At 58.4% G+C, this 16,272-nt stretch carries 19 protein-coding genes; 16 read left to right on the forward strand and 3 right to left on the reverse strand.

Going from position 1 to position 16,272, the window contains the following annotated elements:
- Nucleotides 1-49 precede the first annotated feature (49 nt).
- On the reverse strand, nucleotides 50-631 hold the full coding sequence (locus BN1137_RS02110; RefSeq protein WP_050717016.1) for a Maf family protein: 582 nt from the start codon (nucleotides 629-631) through the stop codon (nucleotides 50-52).
- Nucleotides 632-854: 223 nt separating this feature from the next.
- Between BN1137_RS02110 and BN1137_RS02115 the strand changes: the two genes are divergently transcribed.
- Nucleotides 855-1,511: an START domain-containing protein gene (locus BN1137_RS02115; protein WP_050717017.1), complete on the forward strand. Its 657-nt coding sequence runs from the start codon at nucleotides 855-857 to the stop codon at nucleotides 1,509-1,511.
- A gap of 24 nt (nucleotides 1,512-1,535) precedes the next feature.
- Here BN1137_RS02115 and BN1137_RS02120 read toward each other — a convergent pair whose 3' ends face one another.
- Entirely contained in the window at nucleotides 1,536-1,922 is a 387-nt protein-coding gene (locus BN1137_RS02120) for a hypothetical protein (RefSeq protein ID WP_050717018.1), read from the reverse strand.
- 332 nt (nucleotides 1,923-2,254) lie between these two features.
- Between BN1137_RS02120 and yceD the strand changes: the two genes are divergently transcribed.
- The 15 genes from yceD (at nucleotide 2,255) to BN1137_RS02190 (ending at nucleotide 14,435) form a co-directional block, all read left to right on the forward strand.
- Nucleotides 2,255-2,776 (forward strand): 23S rRNA accumulation protein YceD, encoded by a 522-nt coding sequence (gene yceD, locus BN1137_RS21745; protein ID WP_083443335.1) that lies wholly within the window; start codon nucleotides 2,255-2,257, stop codon nucleotides 2,774-2,776.
- Between the two features lie 21 nt (nucleotides 2,777-2,797).
- Nucleotides 2,798-2,965: a 50S ribosomal protein L32 gene (gene rpmF / locus BN1137_RS21750; RefSeq protein ID WP_081966227.1), complete on the forward strand. Its 168-nt coding sequence runs from the start codon at nucleotides 2,798-2,800 to the stop codon at nucleotides 2,963-2,965.
- Between the two features lie 9 nt (nucleotides 2,966-2,974).
- Nucleotides 2,975-3,994, forward strand: coding sequence for a phosphate acyltransferase PlsX (gene plsX, locus BN1137_RS02130; protein ID WP_050717019.1), 1,020 nt, complete (start codon nucleotides 2,975-2,977; stop codon nucleotides 3,992-3,994).
- A gap of 7 nt (nucleotides 3,995-4,001) precedes the next feature.
- Nucleotides 4,002-4,961 carry a beta-ketoacyl-ACP synthase III gene (locus BN1137_RS02135; RefSeq protein WP_050717020.1) on the forward strand — a complete coding sequence of 320 codons (960 nt, stop codon included), beginning with the start codon at nucleotides 4,002-4,004 and terminating at the stop codon, nucleotides 4,959-4,961.
- A 73-nt stretch (nucleotides 4,962-5,034) separates the two neighbouring features.
- Nucleotides 5,035-5,970, forward strand: coding sequence for an ACP S-malonyltransferase (gene fabD / locus BN1137_RS02140; protein ID WP_050717021.1), 936 nt, complete (start codon nucleotides 5,035-5,037; stop codon nucleotides 5,968-5,970).
- Nucleotides 5,971-5,983: 13 nt separating this feature from the next.
- Nucleotides 5,984-6,718: a 3-oxoacyl-ACP reductase FabG gene (gene fabG, locus BN1137_RS02145; protein ID WP_050717022.1), complete on the forward strand. Its 735-nt coding sequence runs from the start codon at nucleotides 5,984-5,986 to the stop codon at nucleotides 6,716-6,718.
- A 157-nt stretch (nucleotides 6,719-6,875) separates the two neighbouring features.
- On the forward strand, nucleotides 6,876-7,112 hold the full coding sequence (acpP, locus tag BN1137_RS02150; RefSeq protein ID WP_005300909.1) for an acyl carrier protein: 237 nt from the start codon (nucleotides 6,876-6,878) through the stop codon (nucleotides 7,110-7,112).
- Nucleotides 7,113-7,194: 82 nt separating this feature from the next.
- Nucleotides 7,195-8,436 (forward strand): beta-ketoacyl-ACP synthase II, encoded by a 1,242-nt coding sequence (gene fabF, locus BN1137_RS02155; protein WP_050717023.1) that lies wholly within the window; start codon nucleotides 7,195-7,197, stop codon nucleotides 8,434-8,436.
- A gap of 77 nt (nucleotides 8,437-8,513) precedes the next feature.
- Nucleotides 8,514-9,320 carry an aminodeoxychorismate lyase gene (pabC, locus tag BN1137_RS02160; RefSeq protein ID WP_050717024.1) on the forward strand — a complete coding sequence of 269 codons (807 nt, stop codon included), beginning with the start codon at nucleotides 8,514-8,516 and terminating at the stop codon, nucleotides 9,318-9,320.
- Nucleotides 9,310-10,311, forward strand: coding sequence for an endolytic transglycosylase MltG (gene mltG / locus BN1137_RS02165; protein WP_050717025.1), 1,002 nt, complete (start codon nucleotides 9,310-9,312; stop codon nucleotides 10,309-10,311). The genes pabC and mltG overlap by 11 nt, the downstream gene beginning before the upstream one ends.
- Complete coding sequence (gene tmk, locus BN1137_RS02170) at nucleotides 10,311-10,937, forward strand: dTMP kinase (RefSeq protein WP_050717026.1); 627 nt, start codon at nucleotides 10,311-10,313, stop codon at nucleotides 10,935-10,937. The genes mltG and tmk overlap by 1 nt, the downstream gene beginning before the upstream one ends.
- Entirely contained in the window at nucleotides 10,922-11,869 is a 948-nt protein-coding gene (gene holB, locus BN1137_RS02175) for a DNA polymerase III subunit delta' (RefSeq protein ID WP_050717027.1), read from the forward strand. Before tmk ends, holB begins: the two co-directional genes overlap by 16 nt.
- Nucleotides 11,870-11,899: 30 nt before the next feature.
- Complete coding sequence (locus BN1137_RS02180; protein ID WP_050717028.1) at nucleotides 11,900-12,679, forward strand: TatD family hydrolase; 780 nt, start codon at nucleotides 11,900-11,902, stop codon at nucleotides 12,677-12,679.
- A gap of 285 nt (nucleotides 12,680-12,964) precedes the next feature.
- Complete coding sequence (locus BN1137_RS02185; RefSeq protein ID WP_157433588.1) at nucleotides 12,965-13,993, forward strand: site-specific integrase; 1,029 nt, start codon at nucleotides 12,965-12,967, stop codon at nucleotides 13,991-13,993.
- 160 nt (nucleotides 13,994-14,153) lie between these two features.
- Nucleotides 14,154-14,435, forward strand: a complete 282-nt coding sequence (locus BN1137_RS02190; protein WP_050717029.1) for a RepB family protein — start codon at nucleotides 14,154-14,156, stop codon at nucleotides 14,433-14,435.
- A 266-nt stretch (nucleotides 14,436-14,701) separates the two neighbouring features.
- Here BN1137_RS02190 and rsmF read toward each other — a convergent pair whose 3' ends face one another.
- Nucleotides 14,702-16,132 (reverse strand): 16S rRNA (cytosine(1407)-C(5))-methyltransferase RsmF, encoded by a 1,431-nt coding sequence (gene rsmF / locus BN1137_RS02195; RefSeq protein WP_050717030.1) that lies wholly within the window; start codon nucleotides 16,130-16,132, stop codon nucleotides 14,702-14,704.
- Nucleotides 16,133-16,272 lie beyond the last annotated feature (140 nt).

Raw genomic sequence — 16,272 nt, forward strand, 5'->3', positions numbered from 1 at the left:
ATAACGGGAGCCTTGGCTCCCGTTTCTGATCTCATTCCCTATTGCGGATTTAGGGCAGGGCCAAGCCATGTTGATCCAGCAGCTCGATCAGACCGATGAGGGGGAGACCGATCAGGGCATTGGGATCTCGCCCCTCCAGCCCCTTGAACAGCACTATCCCCATACCTTCGCATTTGAAACTGCCGGCGCAATCGAGCGGCAACTCTGCATTCACATAACGCCGAATGGCAGCTTCATCCAGAGTGCGAAAATGGACGGTGAAGGGTTCCACCAACTGCTTTGCCTGACCATTCGCCGCATCCAGCACACAGAGCCCGGTATAGAAGGTGACGCTCTTGCCCTGCGCCGCCATCAGCTGCGCTACCGCAGCCTCTATCGTGCCGGGCTTGCCAAGGATCTGGCCGTCACACACGCACACCTGATCAGAGCCGATGATCAGCCCCTGATCATGGTGCCGGGCGATGGCGCTCGCCTTGGCATGGGCCAGTCTCGCAACCAGTGTCTGAGCCGATTCCCCGGGGAGGGGTGATTCGTCAACCTCGGGGGAGGCACATTGAAACGGCAGACCGAGCTTTTCCAGCAGGGCCTTGCGATAGCGGGAAGTGGAGGCAAGGATCAAGGGCGTGTTCATGTTCTGATGATATCCATCTATAAATCAATTAGTTGATTCTATCTTTGCCAAATGCTCGGCGCAAACAGCCAACGCATCTTGGGATTCTGCAAAAGAGATAAGTGCAGGGGCCGCGATCATGGCACCACATTGTGCTCATCGATGTGCTGCCAACATGGTCAAGGCTCCCGGGGGTCTGGAAAGCGGCTATAAGCATATAAGAACCATCAGATGGGAAATACGAATGAGAAAATATGGCGTGCTGACTCTGCTGCTGATCTCCCTGACGAGCTGGGGGCAGGGATGGCAACCTCAGCAGGGAGAGAGCGGGGTGATGCTCTGGACCCAGTCCCATCCACCCGGCCCGTATCTGGCGCTGCGCCTGGAGATGCGGGTGAGGGCCGCGCCTTCTGCACTCCTGGCCGTGCTGCGGGATACATCGCGCCATCAGGAGTGGTTGCCCAAGAGCCGTGAGGTGCGGGTGCTCGCCACCTCCGGGCCGGATGATGAGTTGGTGTATACCCGACTGGAATCCCCCTGGCCGGTGCAGGACAGGGAGCTGATTACCCGCTCTCATGTGTCGCGGCGGGCCGATTGTGGACTCGAGCTCAAGGTATGGGCGGAGCCCGATGCACTGCGCATACGCCCTGGGCTGGTGCGGATCCGGGATAGCAGTGGGCGCTGGCAGGCGTTGCCGCAAGGGGATGGCACCACTCTGATCCGGCTGGAAACCTATACCAACCCGGGCAACAACTTGCCGGGCTGGCTGGTCAATCCCATTGCCATCAAGGCCGCGCTGGAGAGCTTTCAGGCCATCAGACTACTGATGGAAGCACAGCCCAAACCGCCGAGTCGGCAGAGCCTGCTGGGGAGTGCCACAGCCTGTCCCGTCACTCCCTGAGCAACCTGGCATCGCTAAATAGAGTTAATCATCCATGACCAACACGGGGCAGGAAGCCGGGCTGTCCGGGCTACTGCTGAGTACGGATTCGATGCGATAGAGACCGTCGTAATCGGCCGAGACCCCCTCGCTGTTGGCGTTGTCTTCGAAATGGCCGCTGACCTCGACATAGAGTGGGCGAGGGGAGTCCGCGTGTAGTTCGTTCAGCTTGCTCAACTTGTCTCGCAAGGGTTGCAATACTTTTGTCTCACCCTTCATCCAGAAGGCATTGTCCGATCCGCAAGGGATGAAGGATTCGAGATCGCCCTCCCGATAATAGTGCCCGGCAGTTTTTTCTTCGGCGAATGCGGGTGCCTGTTGGCCGCCAATCGCCAGCACCAGGGCAATTGACCAGAACGTAAGGCCTTTCATGACGAGTCTCCCAATGATGTCCTTATAGAGTCCGTCATTATCCTAAGACAGAGAACATGACACTGTCAGGCTGTTTTTTAATCAGCGCGTCAGCTTCGATCGACGAAGCACTGAGCACCCATGGCTCTCGCCGCGGCAATGAATGCAACTCACCCAGCTCCCCACGGCAAACGGATGATGCAGGATCCTGTGCGGGATCCTGCGGTTTGTGGCATAATCAGCCACCGATGAACGCAAGTTCCTGTATTCAGGGGCATGTGTGGTTAAAATCATCGGCGGTAAGGACTTTTTCCTTTGACTATCCCTTGTTGGACCTATAATATTCGCGCCCTATGCAAAAGGTGAAGTTGCCCGTTAAGGTTGATCCAGTCCGTAATGCCTTGAAGCTACTCGACTATGTCGGGATAGTGGAAAAGTCGCAGATGCCCAGATTGGAAGCGTCAACCGAAGGCTTGCGAAGTGATGTGGATGTCACTGTGCAATTTGGTAAAGATGTCCAGCGTTTGACCGTTATGAAAGGCACTGCCCATGCCAAGGTCAATCTGGTTTGCCAACGTTGTGGAGAGGCATTCGAACACCTTTGTGAAGCTGAATTTGTCTACACTCCGCTGTTTGAAAAAACAAACGAGGAAGAACTGCCGGAAGCTTATGAGCCCATTGAGTTGGACGAAAACGGCGAGATAGATCTTCATCAAATCCTGGAGGATGAACTCATCCTCTCGTTGCCTCAAGTCGCAATGCATCCCATGGATGTTTGCCCGCGAGGGAACATGGAGATGACCTGGGGTGATATCGAACCTGCTGATGAGCGGCCGAATCCCTTTGCAGTTCTTGAAGAGCTCAAACGTAAGTGAATTTTTAGGAGTTAGCCTACCATGGCCGTACAACAGAACCGTAAAACCCGCGCCAAGCGTGGCATGCGTCGTTCCCACGATGCACTGACCGCAGCAGCACTGACTGTTGATCAGACCAGTGGTGAAATCCATCGTCGTCACCACGTGACTGCCGATGGTTTCTACCGCGGTAAAAAGGTAATCGCTTAAGGATTGCCTTTGTCTACGCAAACTGTCGCGCTAGACATAATGGGGGGAGATATTGGCCCCTCGGAAACAGTGCCTGCCGCCGTGCAGGCACTGTCTCTTCTGCCTCAGCTCAAACTTATTCTGGTCGGTGATCAACACCAGACTACCTCCCTGTTACAGCAACATGGCTTGCTGACTCATCCTCGTGTTCGTTTTGTACATGCTTCCCAGGTGGTTGGCATGGGCGAAAAGCCGATCGTGGCGCTGCGTACCCTGAAAGACTCCTCCATGCGCGTGGTCCTGGATCTGGTGAAAGCCGGGGAGGCCGATGCCTGCGTCAGTGCCGGCAATACCGGTGCCCTGATGGCCATGGCCAAGTGTGTGCTCAAATCCTTGCCCGGTGTCGACAGGCCTGCGCTGATCAAGGCGCTGCCAACCCTGAGTGGCAAGCGCACCGTGATGCTGGACCTGGGCGCCAACGTGAGCTGCGATGCCGATACTCTGCTGCAGTTTGCTGTGATGGGATCGGTGGCGGCGGAACGGGTCGAGGGGATAGCGTCCCCTAGGGTGGCGCTGCTCAACGTGGGGGAGGAGGAGATCAAGGGCAACGATCTGGTGCGTCACAGCGCCGAGTTGCTGCGCCAGTGCCCCGCACTCAATTTCGTCGGCTTCATCGAGGGGGACAGGATCTTCAGCGGTGAATGTGATGTGATTGTCTGCGATGGCTTCGTGGGCAACGTGGCGCTCAAAACGGCCGAGGGGGTAGTACGAATGATGGCCCAATTGGCCGGATATCCCCGCAAGAAACGCAGTTTTCTTGGCCGGATCGCCGGATTTATGTTCAAACGACGTTTTTCTTACCTGAACCCCGACCAGTATAATGGCGCAAGTCTGTTAGGATTGCGCGGCATTGTGGTAAAAAGCCATGGGCGGGCCGAACGGCGCGCTCTGTGTAATGCGATCTTGCTGGCCGCACAAGAGGCCAAGCATCAACTTCCATTGCAAATAGCAGATCGCCTTGAATCTGTCTTTTCCGACAGGGACTTATAAGAACTCTATGCATAGCAAAATTCTGGGTACTGGCAGTTACCTGCCGAGCTCGGTGCGTACCAACGCCGATCTTGAACAGATGGTTGAGACCAGTGACGAGTGGATCGTGGAACGTACCGGGATCCGTGAGCGCCGCATCGCAGGGACCGACGAAACCGTCGTGACCCTGTCTCATCAGGCTGCCTTGCGGGCACTGGACGCGGCCGGCCTGACCGCCGCCGATCTGGACATGATAGTGCTGGCCACCACCAGTGCCGAAAACGCCTTCCCGGCGGCTGCCTGCGAACTGCAGGGACTGCTTGGGGTGCCGGGGATCCCGGCCTTCGACGTGGCCGCCGCCTGCGCCGGCTTCACCTATGCCCTCGCCGTTGCCGATCAGTTCGTCAAATCCGGCGCCGCCCGCAACGTTTTGGTAGTGGGTGCCGACGTCTTGTCGCGTATGTGCGATCCCAAGGATCGCGGTACCATCATCATCTTCGGTGACGGAGCCGGGGCCGTGGTGATCGGGGCGAGCGAGACCCCGGGCATCATCTCCACCCATCTGCATGCCGACGGCCGCTATGGCGAGCTGCTCAAGCTGCCGCAGCCACACCGCGGCATGCCGGGCGCCGAGCTCGAAGCCTACATGTATATGAAGGGCAACGACGTGTTCAAGGTCGCGGTGACGCGCCTGAGCGAGATAGTGACCGAGACCCTGGCGGCCAATGGCATCGACCCCAGCGAGCTCGATTGGCTGGTGCCACACCAGGCCAACTTCCGCATCATCAGCGCCACCGCCAAGAAACTTGGCATGGGGCTGGACAAGGTGATCCTGACTCTGGATCGCCATGGCAACACCTCTGCCGCCTCCGTGCCCATCGCCTTCGATGAAGGGGTGCGTGATGGCCGTATCCAGCCAGGCCAGCTAGTGTTGCTGGAAGCCTTCGGCGGTGGTTTCGCCTGGGGTTCGGCGCTGGTTCGCCTCTGATATCAAGCCGCGCCCTTGATAACCGTCTCGGGCGCCCGCTTATCGAATTCGTCTTACCTTAAAGGAATCAATGATGACCCGATTTGCCATTGCCTTCCCGGGACAAGGCTCCCAGAGCGTCGGCATGCTGGCTGCACTGGCCGAGCAACACGCCGTAATTAAAGAGACCTTCGCCGAGGCGAGCCAGGTACTGGGTTACGATCTGCTGGCCCTGGTCATGAATGGGCCGGCCGAAGATCTGAACAAGACCTGGCGTACCCAACCTGCGCTGCTGACCGCCTCCGTCGCCCTCTGGCGCCTGTGGCAGCAACAGGGTGGGGCAACTCCCGCCGTCATGGCCGGGCATAGCCTGGGCGAGTATTCCGCCCTGGTGTGCAGCGGCGCCCTGAATTTTGCCGATGCGGTCAAGCTGGTCGAGCTGCGAGGCCTCGCCATGCAGGAAGCCGTGCCGGAAGGTACCGGCGCCATGGCCGCCATCATCGGTCTGGACAACGATTCCATCGCGGCCAACTGTGAGAAAGCGGCGCAGGGTCAGGTGGTGTCACCGGTCAACTTCAACTCCCCAGGGCAGGTGGTCATCGCCGGTCACAAGGACGCGGTTGAGCGTGCCAACGTGCTGATGAAAGAGTCTGGCGCCAAGCGTGCGCTGCCGCTGCCAGTCTCGGTGCCGTCACACTGCGCTCTGATGAAACCGGCTGCCGAAAAACTGGCCGCCGCGCTGGATGGGATCGAGATCAAGGTTCCTGTCATCGCAGTCATTAATAATGTGGACGTCTCCTGTGAGCAGGATCCGGCCGCCATCAAGCAAGCCCTGGTGCGTCAGCTGTTCAGCCCGGTTCGTTGGACCGAGACCGTTGAGCGGATGGCGAACGACGGTGTGACGCTCGAGATCGAGATGGGACCGGGCAAGGTGTTGACCGGGCTGGCCAAACGCATCGACCCGCGTGTGGAAGGCATTCACGCCAACGATGTCGCCTCTTTCGAGCAGGCGCTGGCCCAAGTCAAGTAATCAGGAGCGAGTCATGAGTTTTACCGATAAAGTAGTCTTGGTCACCGGTGCCAGTCGTGGTATCGGCCGTGCGATTGCCGAAACCTTCGCGGCCCGTGGCGCCAAGGTAGTGGGTACCGCAACCAGCGAGAGCGGCGCCGAGGCCATCAGCGCCTATCTGGGCGAGCAAGGTTGTGGCATGGCACTGAACGTGACCAGCCCTGAATCCATCGAGACCGTCTTCGCCGCCATCAAGGCGCGCTTTGGCGAGATCGACATCCTGATCAACAACGCCGGCATCACCCGCGACAACCTGTTGATGCGGATGAAAGATGATGAGTGGAACGAGATCATCGACACCAACCTCACCTCGCTGTACCGTCTGAGCAAGCCGGTATTGCGTGCCATGATGAAGAAGCGCCATGGTCGCATCATCAGCATCGGTTCCGTGGTCGGTACCATGGGCAATGCGGGTCAGGTCAACTATGCTGCCGCCAAGGCTGGTCTGGTTGGTTTCACCAAGTCGCTGGCCCGTGAAGTGGCGTCCCGTGGCATCACGGTGAATGCGGTGGCCCCCGGTTTCATCGAGACCGACATGACCAAAGCGCTCAATGAAGAACAGCGCAATGGCATCATGAATCAGGTGCCGGCCGGTCGCTTGGGCGACCCGAAAGAAATTGCTGCCGCTGTGGTATTCTTGGCGTCTGATGACGCTGCTTATATCACCGGCGAAACCCTGCATGTTAATGGCGGGATGTACATGGTGTAATCAATTTGTCGTGAGATCTGTTCAAATTTGCGATAATACGCCGAAGTTTGGCGATTTTCGTGGTTTGACCAGCGGCAAGCCACTTGCAAACTCACGTCAATTGAATACACTACCCCAACCAGACGCAATAGCGTATTTTTAAAGGAAAATTCAGGTCATGAGCAACATCGAAGAACGCGTAAAGAAAATCATCATCGAACAACTGGGTGTTAAAGAGGAAGACGTTAAGAACGCTGCCTCCTTCGTCGACGACCTGGGCGCTGACTCTTTGGATACCGTTGAACTGGTAATGGCGCTGGAAGAAGAATTCGATACCGAAATTCCTGATGAAGAAGCCGAGAAGATCACCACTGTTCAAGCGGCTATCGATTACATCACCGCGAATCAGGAATAAGTTCCTGTTCTGAAAGAAGCGGCCCAAGGGCCGCTTCTTTTATATCTACTCCCTCTCAAAATACCTCTCGGAGACTAGCTCAGTGTCAAAACGCAGAGTCGTGGTAACCGGCTTGGGGATGCTTTCCCCGGTGGGCAACACCGCCGAATCCAGCTGGCAAGCCCTGCTTAACGGGCAGAGCGGCATTTCTCTCATCGACCATTTCGACGCCAGCGAATTCGCGACCCGTTTCGCCGGTCTGGTCAAAGATTTCGATCCAGAGCAGTTCGGCATCAACCGCAAAGAAGCCCGCAAGATGGATCTCTTCATCCAGTACGGCGTGGCGGCGGGTGTGCAGGCGCTGGATGATTCCGGTCTGGTCATCAACGAAGACAATGCGGAGCGGGTTGGCGTGGCCATCGGCTCCGGTATCGGCGGTCTGGGTCTCATCGAGCAGAACCACACCAGCCTGATGAACGGCGGCCCGCGCAAGCTGAGCCCCTTCTTCGTGCCATCCACCATCATCAACATGGTGTCCGGTCACCTCTCCATCATGAAGGGCCTGCAAGGTCCGAACATCGCCGTGACCACCGCCTGTACTACGGGCACCCATGCTATCGGCATGGCCGGTCGGATGATCGCCTACGGTGATGCGGACGTGATGGTCGCCGGCGGTACCGAGAAGGCCTCCACCCCCATGGGGATGGGCGGCTTCGCGGCGGCCAAGGCACTCTCTACTCGCAACGACGAGCCCCAGAAGGCGAGCCGCCCCTGGGACAAGGATCGCGATGGCTTCGTGCTGGGTGACGGCGCCGGGGTATTGGTGCTGGAAGAGTACGAACACGCCAAGGCCCGTGGCGCCAAGATCTATGCCGAGCTGGTTGGCTTTGGCATGAGTGGCGATGCCTATCACATGACGGCTCCCCCCGCCGATGGCAACGGTGGCGCGCGCGCCATGAAAAATGCCATCAAGGATGCAGGCATTGCCCCCGAGCAAATTGGTTACATCAATGCGCACGGCACCTCCACTCCGCTGGGGGATGTGGCCGAGCTGCGCGGCATGAAGCTAGTGTTTGGTGAACATGCCAAGTCGCTGATGATCAGCTCCACCAAGTCGATGACTGGTCATCTGCTGGGCGCCGCCGGTGCCATCGAGGCGATCATCACCGTGCTGGCGCTGCGCGATCAGCAGGTGCCACCCACCATCAACCTGGACAACCCGGATGATGAGTGCGATCTGGATCTGGTTCCGCACGTGGCCAAGGCCGGTCAGTTCGACTATGCCCTGTCCAATTCGTTTGGTTTCGGCGGCACCAATGGCTCCCTGATCTTCAAACGCGTATAATTCTCGCTGGGCATTTGCCAAGCGCAGAGTCAGGCCCGATACCCTGGTATCGGGCCTTTTTTATCAAAAGGACACGCATGTTGATCAATGGAGTGCCAACAGAAGCCTTGTCTGCCAGGGATCGCGGCCTGGCGTATGGAGACGGCCATTTCACCACCATGCAGGTGCTGGCTGGCCGCGTTGTCTGGTGGCCGGATCACCTGGCACGGCTGCAACATGCCAGCGCCAGACTTGGCTTTGCCGAGCAGCCCTGGGATCGGCTGGCAGAGGAGGTGGCGCAACTTGCGACAGGGCAGACACAGGCTGTCGTCAAAGTCGTGTTGACCCGCGGCAGTGGCGGTCGGGGCTATGACGGGGCAGATTGCCAGTCGCCCACCCGGATAGTGTCGCTGGCCGAGTACCCGGCGCATTATCTGGGTTGGCAGCAAAGTGGCATCGAGCTGCTGGTCTGCCAGCAACGGCTCGGCGATGCGCCCATGCTGGCGGGGCTCAAGACATTGGGCCGCTTGGAGCAAGTTTTATTAAAAAGCGAACTAGCCGCGCGCGGCAAGGTCGAAGGTATAGTATTGAACAGCCGCGGATTTCTGGTAGAAGGAGTCAGCACAAATCTGTTTTGGCGTCGAGGCAAGACGGTGTTCACACCGGATCTCTCCCACGGAGGCGTCGATGGCATCATGCGCCGCCGGGTGATGATGATGCTTAAACAGATGGGCATTGAACTGCGTGTCGTAGAGGCTCCGTTAGAGTCACTGTGGCAGGCCGAAGAAGTATGGCTGACCAATACCCTGATGGGCGTAGTGCCGGTGAACGGCATCGGGGATCATCTTTATCCCAGCCCGGTATTGATCCGTCGTTTACAGGAGCGTTTGGTCATTGAAGTTTAATCGGCTTTACACCCTGCTCGCGGGGGCGGCGCTGACAGCTGCCGTCGCTGGGGGTTATGTATATTACAAATGGCAAGAGGTGGAGACGCTCACCAACAAGGGGCCGACCCGCCTCTTCACCGTCGAAAAAGGCGCCCATGCGGCGCGCCTGATCGCCGAGTTGGGGGAAGGGGAGACCAGCCCCTGGGCGGTGCGCCTCTGGCTGCGTGGCCATCCCGAATTGGTAGCCATCAAGTCAGGCACCTATGAGATCAAGGAAGGGGCGCCGCTCAAGGAGACCCTGTCGCTGTTTGCTTCCGGCAAGGAGTTTCACTTCAGCCTCACCTTCGTCGAGGGATCTCGCTTCGAGGATTGGTTGAAGCAGCTCTCCAGTGCGCCTTACCTGGAGCGGTTGACCGTGGAGCAGACCGAGGCCGATCTGGCCCAGGAGCTGGGGATAGAGAATGGCAAGCTGGAAGGTTGGTTCCTGCCAGAGACTTATGCTTATACAACCCATGCTAGCGATATTTCCATCTTGCGCCGTGCCTACCAGGACATGAAGTCCTTTCTGCAAGAGAACTGGGACAAGCGTCAGGCCAACTTGCCGTACAAGACGCCCTACGAGGCCTTGATCATGGCATCGATCATCGAGAAAGAGACCGGCCAGCCGGACGAGCGGGCGCAGATCGCCTCGGTGTTCGTCAACCGCCTGCGCCTTGGCATGAAGTTGCAGACCGATCCCACCGTCATCTACGGGGTCAAGGACAGATACGATGGCAACATTCGCCGCAGCGATCTGACCGATGTGAACCCGTACAACACCTATGTGATCGACGGTCTGCCGCCGACCCCCATCGCCATGCCAGGCAAAGCCTCTATCGAGGCCGCGCTCAACCCGTTGTCGACCGATTATCTCTATTTCGTCGCCAAGGGGGGCGGGGCCCACTACTTTTCCAAGACGCTCGATGAACACAATCGGGCGGTTCGCGAATACATATTGAAGAAGCCCTAATGTCTAAATTTATCGTGATTGAAGGACTGGAGGGAGCAGGGAAGAGCTCCGCGGTACGCTATGTAACCGACTATCTGCGCGCCCATGGCATCGAGCGGATCGAGTGTACCCGTGAACCCGGTGGTACCCCGTTGGCGGAGCGGATGCGCGCCATCGTCAAAGAGGTGCACGATGAACGCCTCACCATCGAGGCCGAATTGCTGCTGATGTATGCCTCCCGGGTGCAATTGGTGGAAACTCGGATCAAACCGGCGTTGGTCGAGGGTTGCTGGGTGGTGGGGGACAGGCACGATCTCTCCTCCCAGGCCTATCAGGGTGGCGGTCGCGGCATCGATGCGGGACTTATCGCGGCCATCAAACAGGCGGTGCTCGGCGACTTCAAACCGGACTTGACCCTGTATCTCGATATCGATCCCGCCATCGGCTTGCAGCGGGCGCGTCATCGCGGCGAGCTGGACAGGATCGAACTGGAGCAGCTGGGGTTCTTCGTGCGCACCCGTGCCCGTTATCTGGAGCTCGCGGCCAAAGATGATTCCATCCTGGTGATCGACGGCGGGAAAACCCCCGAAGAGGTCAAGGCCGCCATCGAAGCCGCACTGGATAGCTCGCTATGTATCCCTGGCTGATCCCGGACTGGCAAGCCCTGAGCCAGAGCGCCCAGCGTGGTCGCCTCGGCCACGCCTGGTTGCTGCTCGGTGATCAGGGACTTGGCAAGGAGCAGCTGGCCGATCGCCTGGCGCGGCTGCATCTTTGCCTGCGACCGGCGGCGGGCGAACCCTGTGGTCAGTGTCACGCCTGCCAACTGCTGGACAAGGGTCACCACCCGGATCTCGGTACTATAGGCAGCGACAGCAAGACCATCGGCGTCGAAGCCATTCGCGAGATCTGTGGCCGGCTGCAGAGCACGGCCCAGCTTGGGCACGGCAAGGTGGTGATCATTCCGGACGCGGAGCGTATGACGGAATCTGCCGCCAATGCCTTGCTGAAAACCCTGGAAGAGCCGGCCGGTGATAGCCTGCTGCTGCTGATCGCCTCCAAGGTGTCGCGCCTGTTGCCGACTATCTTGAGTCGCTGCCACAAACATGTCTGTCAGCTGCCGGCGGAAGGGGAGACGCTACGCTGGCTGAGTGAACAGGGGCATCAGGCGACCCAGGCGCAGGTGCGAATCTGCCAGGGGGCACCGCTGCGGGTGCTGCGTTACATCGAAGATCAACAAGATGGTGCGCGCCGAACCCTGCTTGAGAGTTTTGTTTCCCTGTCCCAGACGCCCACTCGCGCCACCAGTGTCTGCTCGCAACTGGGGGAAGACAGTCAGGTTCGATTGCACTGGCTGCAGCTGTTTTTGTGCGATGCCCTCAAGACGCAGGCCGGTTGCGGTCATCACCAGCTAGCGATGCCGGATCTGGCGGCGCTCAGTCAGCAGCTGGCCGAACGCCACGCCAGTGAAACCTTGCTGGAGGCGGAGCAACAGTTGGTCAGCCTGAAGGCAGCCTGCCAGCCGGGTCAGCTCTCCAATCCCACCATCCATCTGATGAACTGGCTCAACCGCTGGTTATAAACTCGATCAAGCAAACAAGCAGGGTTATGTATGTTACTCGTTGATTCCCATTGTCACCTCGATCGTCTGAGCTACGGTAGCAAGCAGGCCGACATGGCCGATGTGCTGGCCAAGGCGGCGGCGCAGGACGTGGGATATTTTTTGTGTGTGAGCGTGACTCAACAACAGTTCCCGACCATGCTGGCGGCGATCGCCCCTTATCCCCAGGTGTTTGCCTCCTGCGGGGTGCATCCGCTCAACCAGGATCCCGGCGTCGATGCGGATCTGCTGCTGACTCAGGCGGCAGACCCCCGCGTCGTTGCCATCGGCGAGACGGGGCTGGATTATTTCTACTCGCCGGAAAACAAGGAAGTACAGCAGGCTTCCTTTCGTGAACACATCCGGGTGGCGCGCGCACTGAACAAACCTCTGATCATCCATACTCGCGATGCCCAGCAAGATACCCTGCAGATCATGCGCGAAGAGGGGGCCGATCAGGTGGGTGGGGTGCTGCACTGCTTCACCGAATCCCTCGAGATGGCCGAAGCCGCCATGGCGATGGATTTTTATATTTCCATCTCCGGCATTGCGACCTTCAAGACGGCCAGTGCCCTGCAAGCCGTGGTCAAGGCACTACCCCTTGAGCGGCTGCTGGTCGAAACCGACTCGCCCTATCTGGCCCCTGTGCCACATCGGGGGAGGGAGAACGAACCCGCCTTCGTGCGAGACGTCGCCCAGTTCATTGCCGACTTGCGAGAGATCCCGCTGACGGAGTTGGCCAAGGCCACCAGCCACAACTTCTTCGCGCTGTTCAAGCTGGCAAAACAATAACCGACAAGGCCCCACAAACGGGGCCTTTTTATTTTCAATCGCCAGCATTATCCACCTGATAAAAGCGAAGATTGGAGCATGTTATCTCTCACGAAAGGAACAACGGGAGCGGCTCAATTTCTGTAAACGGGCGAAATGGAACTCGGAAGGTGGGAGGTCTTCCCGAATGCTGAATGGGTTAAAACTGATACCCTATAAGTATCGATAATATTCATTATCGATACTTGATGGATCTGCAAGATCCTGTAAGATCCTTCCGAACTCCGATTTGAATCATAGGCTTACGTGACTTACCCCAGCATCTCAAACCCGGCTCATCAATCCTTGCAGGCGGTATTCGATCCCCAGCTCAACAGTCGGGCGAGAAGATTCCTGCGCAGTGCCAAGGCGGACTCGACCCTCAATGCCTACGAGGCAGATACCCGCATCTTCGTCTACTGGTGTCATCTGCAGCAGCTGGATCCGCTGCAAACCACCCATCACGACATCATGAACTTCCTAGCGGATCAGGCCGACGGCATTCTCGCCGACTGGGTCTGGCTCGACAAACAGGAAGGAAAGGGGGAGCTTCGCAACGGTGAACCGCGCAAACCCGCGACCCTGGTGCGGCGTCTCGCTGGCATTCGCTACGCCTTCAAGCAGAAGGGAGTTCACCCCATGCCGACCGAGCATGCGGAGATAAAAGAGATGATGCGCGGCATAGTGCGGCTCGGTGATAACCGCAAGCGCAAGACCGGGGCCCTGACCCTGCAGCCGCTGACCCAGGTGCTGGATGAGATAGACACCAACAACCTCGCTGGCTTGCGGGATCACACCCTGTTGTTGCTGATGTTCAGTGGCGCCCTGCGCCGCTCGGAAGCGGCCCGCATCGAGGTGAGCGATCTCGAATTTGTGGGGCAGGGGGTGAGGCTTCGTCTCAAGCCAAGCAAGCATCAGCTGCACGAGACAGAGATCGCGCTCATTCCGGGCAAGCACCATTGCCCCGTCAGGGCGCTGCAGAATTGGCTCAAGAAAAGCCGGATTAGCGAGGGGCCACTGTTTCGCCGCATGAACCGCTGGGGCCAGTTGATGCCAGATCCCCTCGGCCCTCAGGGCATCAACCTGATGATCAAGCGGCGTACTGGCCAGGTCATCGACAGCCTCTATGTCAGTGGCCATAGCCTGCGCCGAGGCTTTATCACCTCGGCGGTCACCGCCGGCAAACCCATGAACAAGATCATCGAGGTGACCCGCCACAAGGACATGCGCACCCTGCAGGAATACTTCGACGATGCCCACAAGTTCTCCGATCATGCCCTCGATGGGCTGCTTTAAGATAACCGCGCCACGTTCTTTGTTATGTTAAATTGCATCTTGTTGATCTGATGGTATATTTGGCCGTCTCTCTCCAGACGGGCGGGAACCTGTCTTGCTCAATCGATAGACTGCTCGAGTGAGAGATAACATATCGCATAGATACAAGAAGCAAGGTCATATGAGCCAAGAAAAAACGCCAACAGAGGCACTGGACAACGCCGAGCGCCAGCGCCAGCACGTGAAGCGCAAGCAGGAGAGTCACAGCCGGTTACAGTGCTGGATAAGCAATCGTCACGCCGAGCGACTGCATGAACTCGGCCTGCAGCTGGAAGACAGTCAGGCATCTCTCATCGAGCAGGCGATCGACTTGCTCTATCAGCACGAGCTGGTACCGCAGTATGTTGAAGAGCGCAGTGACGAACATAGTGAAGAGAAATCGCAGACGGATATCGTCGACTGAGAAAGCCGGGCAAAACGCGGGCATAAAAAAAGCCAGGTACGAATTCCTTGTACCTGGCATAGGGGAATTGGCTCCTTGCAGAGCCGTGCGCTAACTGGTGTGTGGATAGCATTAAGCTTAGACAAGGCTCGAAGCAATTCAAGATCTGACTAAAAGTTCAACCAGAGTGGAGGTTTTTCAGACTCGTTCAGGTGTTAAACTGCTCAATACCCAGATCCAGCCACCAGCGGGGAGGGCATGCAGATGCACACCTCCCGCCAGCCGCCTCAGCCGTTGAACAGGTTGTTGTCACGCACCAGCTCACGGGGCAGGGCATTCTTGATGCGACTGCCGACCCATTTCCCCATTCCCAGCGGATGCCCCTGATAGCGGACGATCACCTCGCCGCTGCCGGGTGTCAACTCTGGCCAGACATCCCGCCCCATCATGTATTCCCGTGCATTCGCAGCGTCCAGCTCGACCGTGCCCTGAGTCGCCATGCCGCCATTGGCCAGCGCCCACTCGTGGGTTAGTCGATACCCCTTCTTGAAGGTTTCCGCCAATTTGATGCCAATGCGATCGAAGCGCAGCTTGCCCTGCAACTGCTCGAATGGGTGGGGGAAGAGCCAGATCTCGTCATTGCGGCCATAGAGCATGCCGCGTGGCGCCACCCCGAAGTTATCTGCTATCTCGCGCACCATGGGCTCGGACTCTTTGGCCGGCAGCGGCAGATAGGGGAACTTGCCGAGCTTGCCCGGCTTGAACATGGTGTTGGCCACGGAGTGATGCTTGCGCAGGCGGGCGACGAAGAAGCCTTCGCTGTCAAAGATCTGGGGCCAGACATGCAGATACCCCTCAGGGGTGCAGGCCTGCTCGGCGCCCGGGAAGAGACCCCCCAGGGAATCAAAACTCAAGGCATCGCCGAACTTGTCCAGCAGGGACTGGCAGATGGCCTGGTTCTCCTGTTCGCTCAAGGTGCAGGTTGAGTAGACCAGCACACCGCCCGGTTTGAGGGCATGGAAGGCGCTTTCCAGCAGGCCCGCCTGCACCTCGGCTATCTCGTTTATGCTCTCGATGCTCCAGTTGCGAAGGGCGTCTTCGTCCTTGCGCACCGTGCCTTCCCCAGAGCAGGGGGCGTCGAGCAGGATGGCGTCGAAGGTCTCCGGCAACCACTGGCCAAACACCTTGGCATCGAAATGGGTCATGCCGACGTTGGTGACGCCGCAGCGCTGGATATTGGCGCTCAGCACCTTGAGTCGGCTGCTGGAATATTCGTTGGCAACTAGCATGCCCTGGTTGTTCATCAAGGCTGCGATCTGGGTGGTTTTGGAGCCCGGCGCCGCCGCCGCATCCAGCAAGATCCCATCCCGTTTGACCTTGTCGCGGGCAAACAGCGCCGTCACCGGCAGCATGGAGCTCGCCTCCTGGATATAGAAGAGGCCACTCAAGTGCTCGGCGGTATTGCCAAGGGGCACGCTCTCATCGTCTCGCGTCAGCCAAAACCCTGTCTCGCACCAAGGCACGGGATCCAGCTGCCAGCCCAGTGGCTGCATCTTGGCGGCAAAATCCTGCACGCCGATCTTGAGGGTATTGACCCGGATGCTGCGCCTAAGCGGTCGTCGACAACTCGCCACGAACTCATCCAGCGAGAGGTGGGCCGGCATGATGGCCTGGATATGGCGCAAAAAGTGATCGGGAAGATAGGTGTTGTCGTGCACTGTGCTCTCTCGCGGACCCAAAATGAGGGGCGATATCTTAGCACAGCCTGAGCCGTTTCTTGAGGGGGCTTTCACGGCGCCATAGGCCAGCGGCCAATAAAAAACCGGCCCTAGGCCGGTTTTTTATATGCATCAGCTGA

The organism is Aeromonas tecta, from assembly GCF_000820185.1.
GTDB lineage: Bacteria > Pseudomonadota > Gammaproteobacteria > Enterobacterales > Aeromonadaceae > Aeromonas > Aeromonas tecta.

Bases quoted from the DNA above. Each gene is read 5' to 3' on its own strand.
- rpmF (WP_081966227.1), top strand. From the start codon at position 2,798: ATGGCCGTACAACAGAACCGTAAAACCCGCGCCAAGCGTGGCATGCGT.
- acpP (WP_005300909.1), top strand. From the start codon at position 6,876: ATGAGCAACATCGAAGAACGCGTAAAGAAAATCATCATCGAACAACTG.
- pabC (WP_050717024.1), top strand. From the start codon at position 8,514: ATGTTGATCAATGGAGTGCCAACAGAAGCCTTGTCTGCCAGGGATCGC.
- BN1137_RS02180 (WP_050717028.1), top strand. From the start codon at position 11,900: ATGTTACTCGTTGATTCCCATTGTCACCTCGATCGTCTGAGCTACGGT.
- BN1137_RS02190 (WP_050717029.1), top strand. From the start codon at position 14,154: ATGAGCCAAGAAAAAACGCCAACAGAGGCACTGGACAACGCCGAGCGC.
- BN1137_RS02120 (WP_050717018.1), bottom strand. From the start codon at position 1,922: ATGAAAGGCCTTACGTTCTGGTCAATTGCCCTGGTGCTGGCGATTGGC.
- BN1137_RS02135 (WP_050717020.1), top strand. From the start codon at position 4,002: ATGCATAGCAAAATTCTGGGTACTGGCAGTTACCTGCCGAGCTCGGTG.
- holB (WP_050717027.1), top strand. From the start codon at position 10,922: ATGTATCCCTGGCTGATCCCGGACTGGCAAGCCCTGAGCCAGAGCGCC.
- BN1137_RS02115 (WP_050717017.1), top strand. From the start codon at position 855: ATGAGAAAATATGGCGTGCTGACTCTGCTGCTGATCTCCCTGACGAGC.
- yceD (WP_083443335.1), top strand. From the start codon at position 2,255: ATGCAAAAGGTGAAGTTGCCCGTTAAGGTTGATCCAGTCCGTAATGCC.
- fabG (WP_050717022.1), top strand. From the start codon at position 5,984: ATGAGTTTTACCGATAAAGTAGTCTTGGTCACCGGTGCCAGTCGTGGT.
- tmk (WP_050717026.1), top strand. From the start codon at position 10,311: ATGTCTAAATTTATCGTGATTGAAGGACTGGAGGGAGCAGGGAAGAGC.
- fabD (WP_050717021.1), top strand. From the start codon at position 5,035: ATGACCCGATTTGCCATTGCCTTCCCGGGACAAGGCTCCCAGAGCGTC.
- BN1137_RS02110 (WP_050717016.1), bottom strand. From the start codon at position 631: ATGAACACGCCCTTGATCCTTGCCTCCACTTCCCGCTATCGCAAGGCC.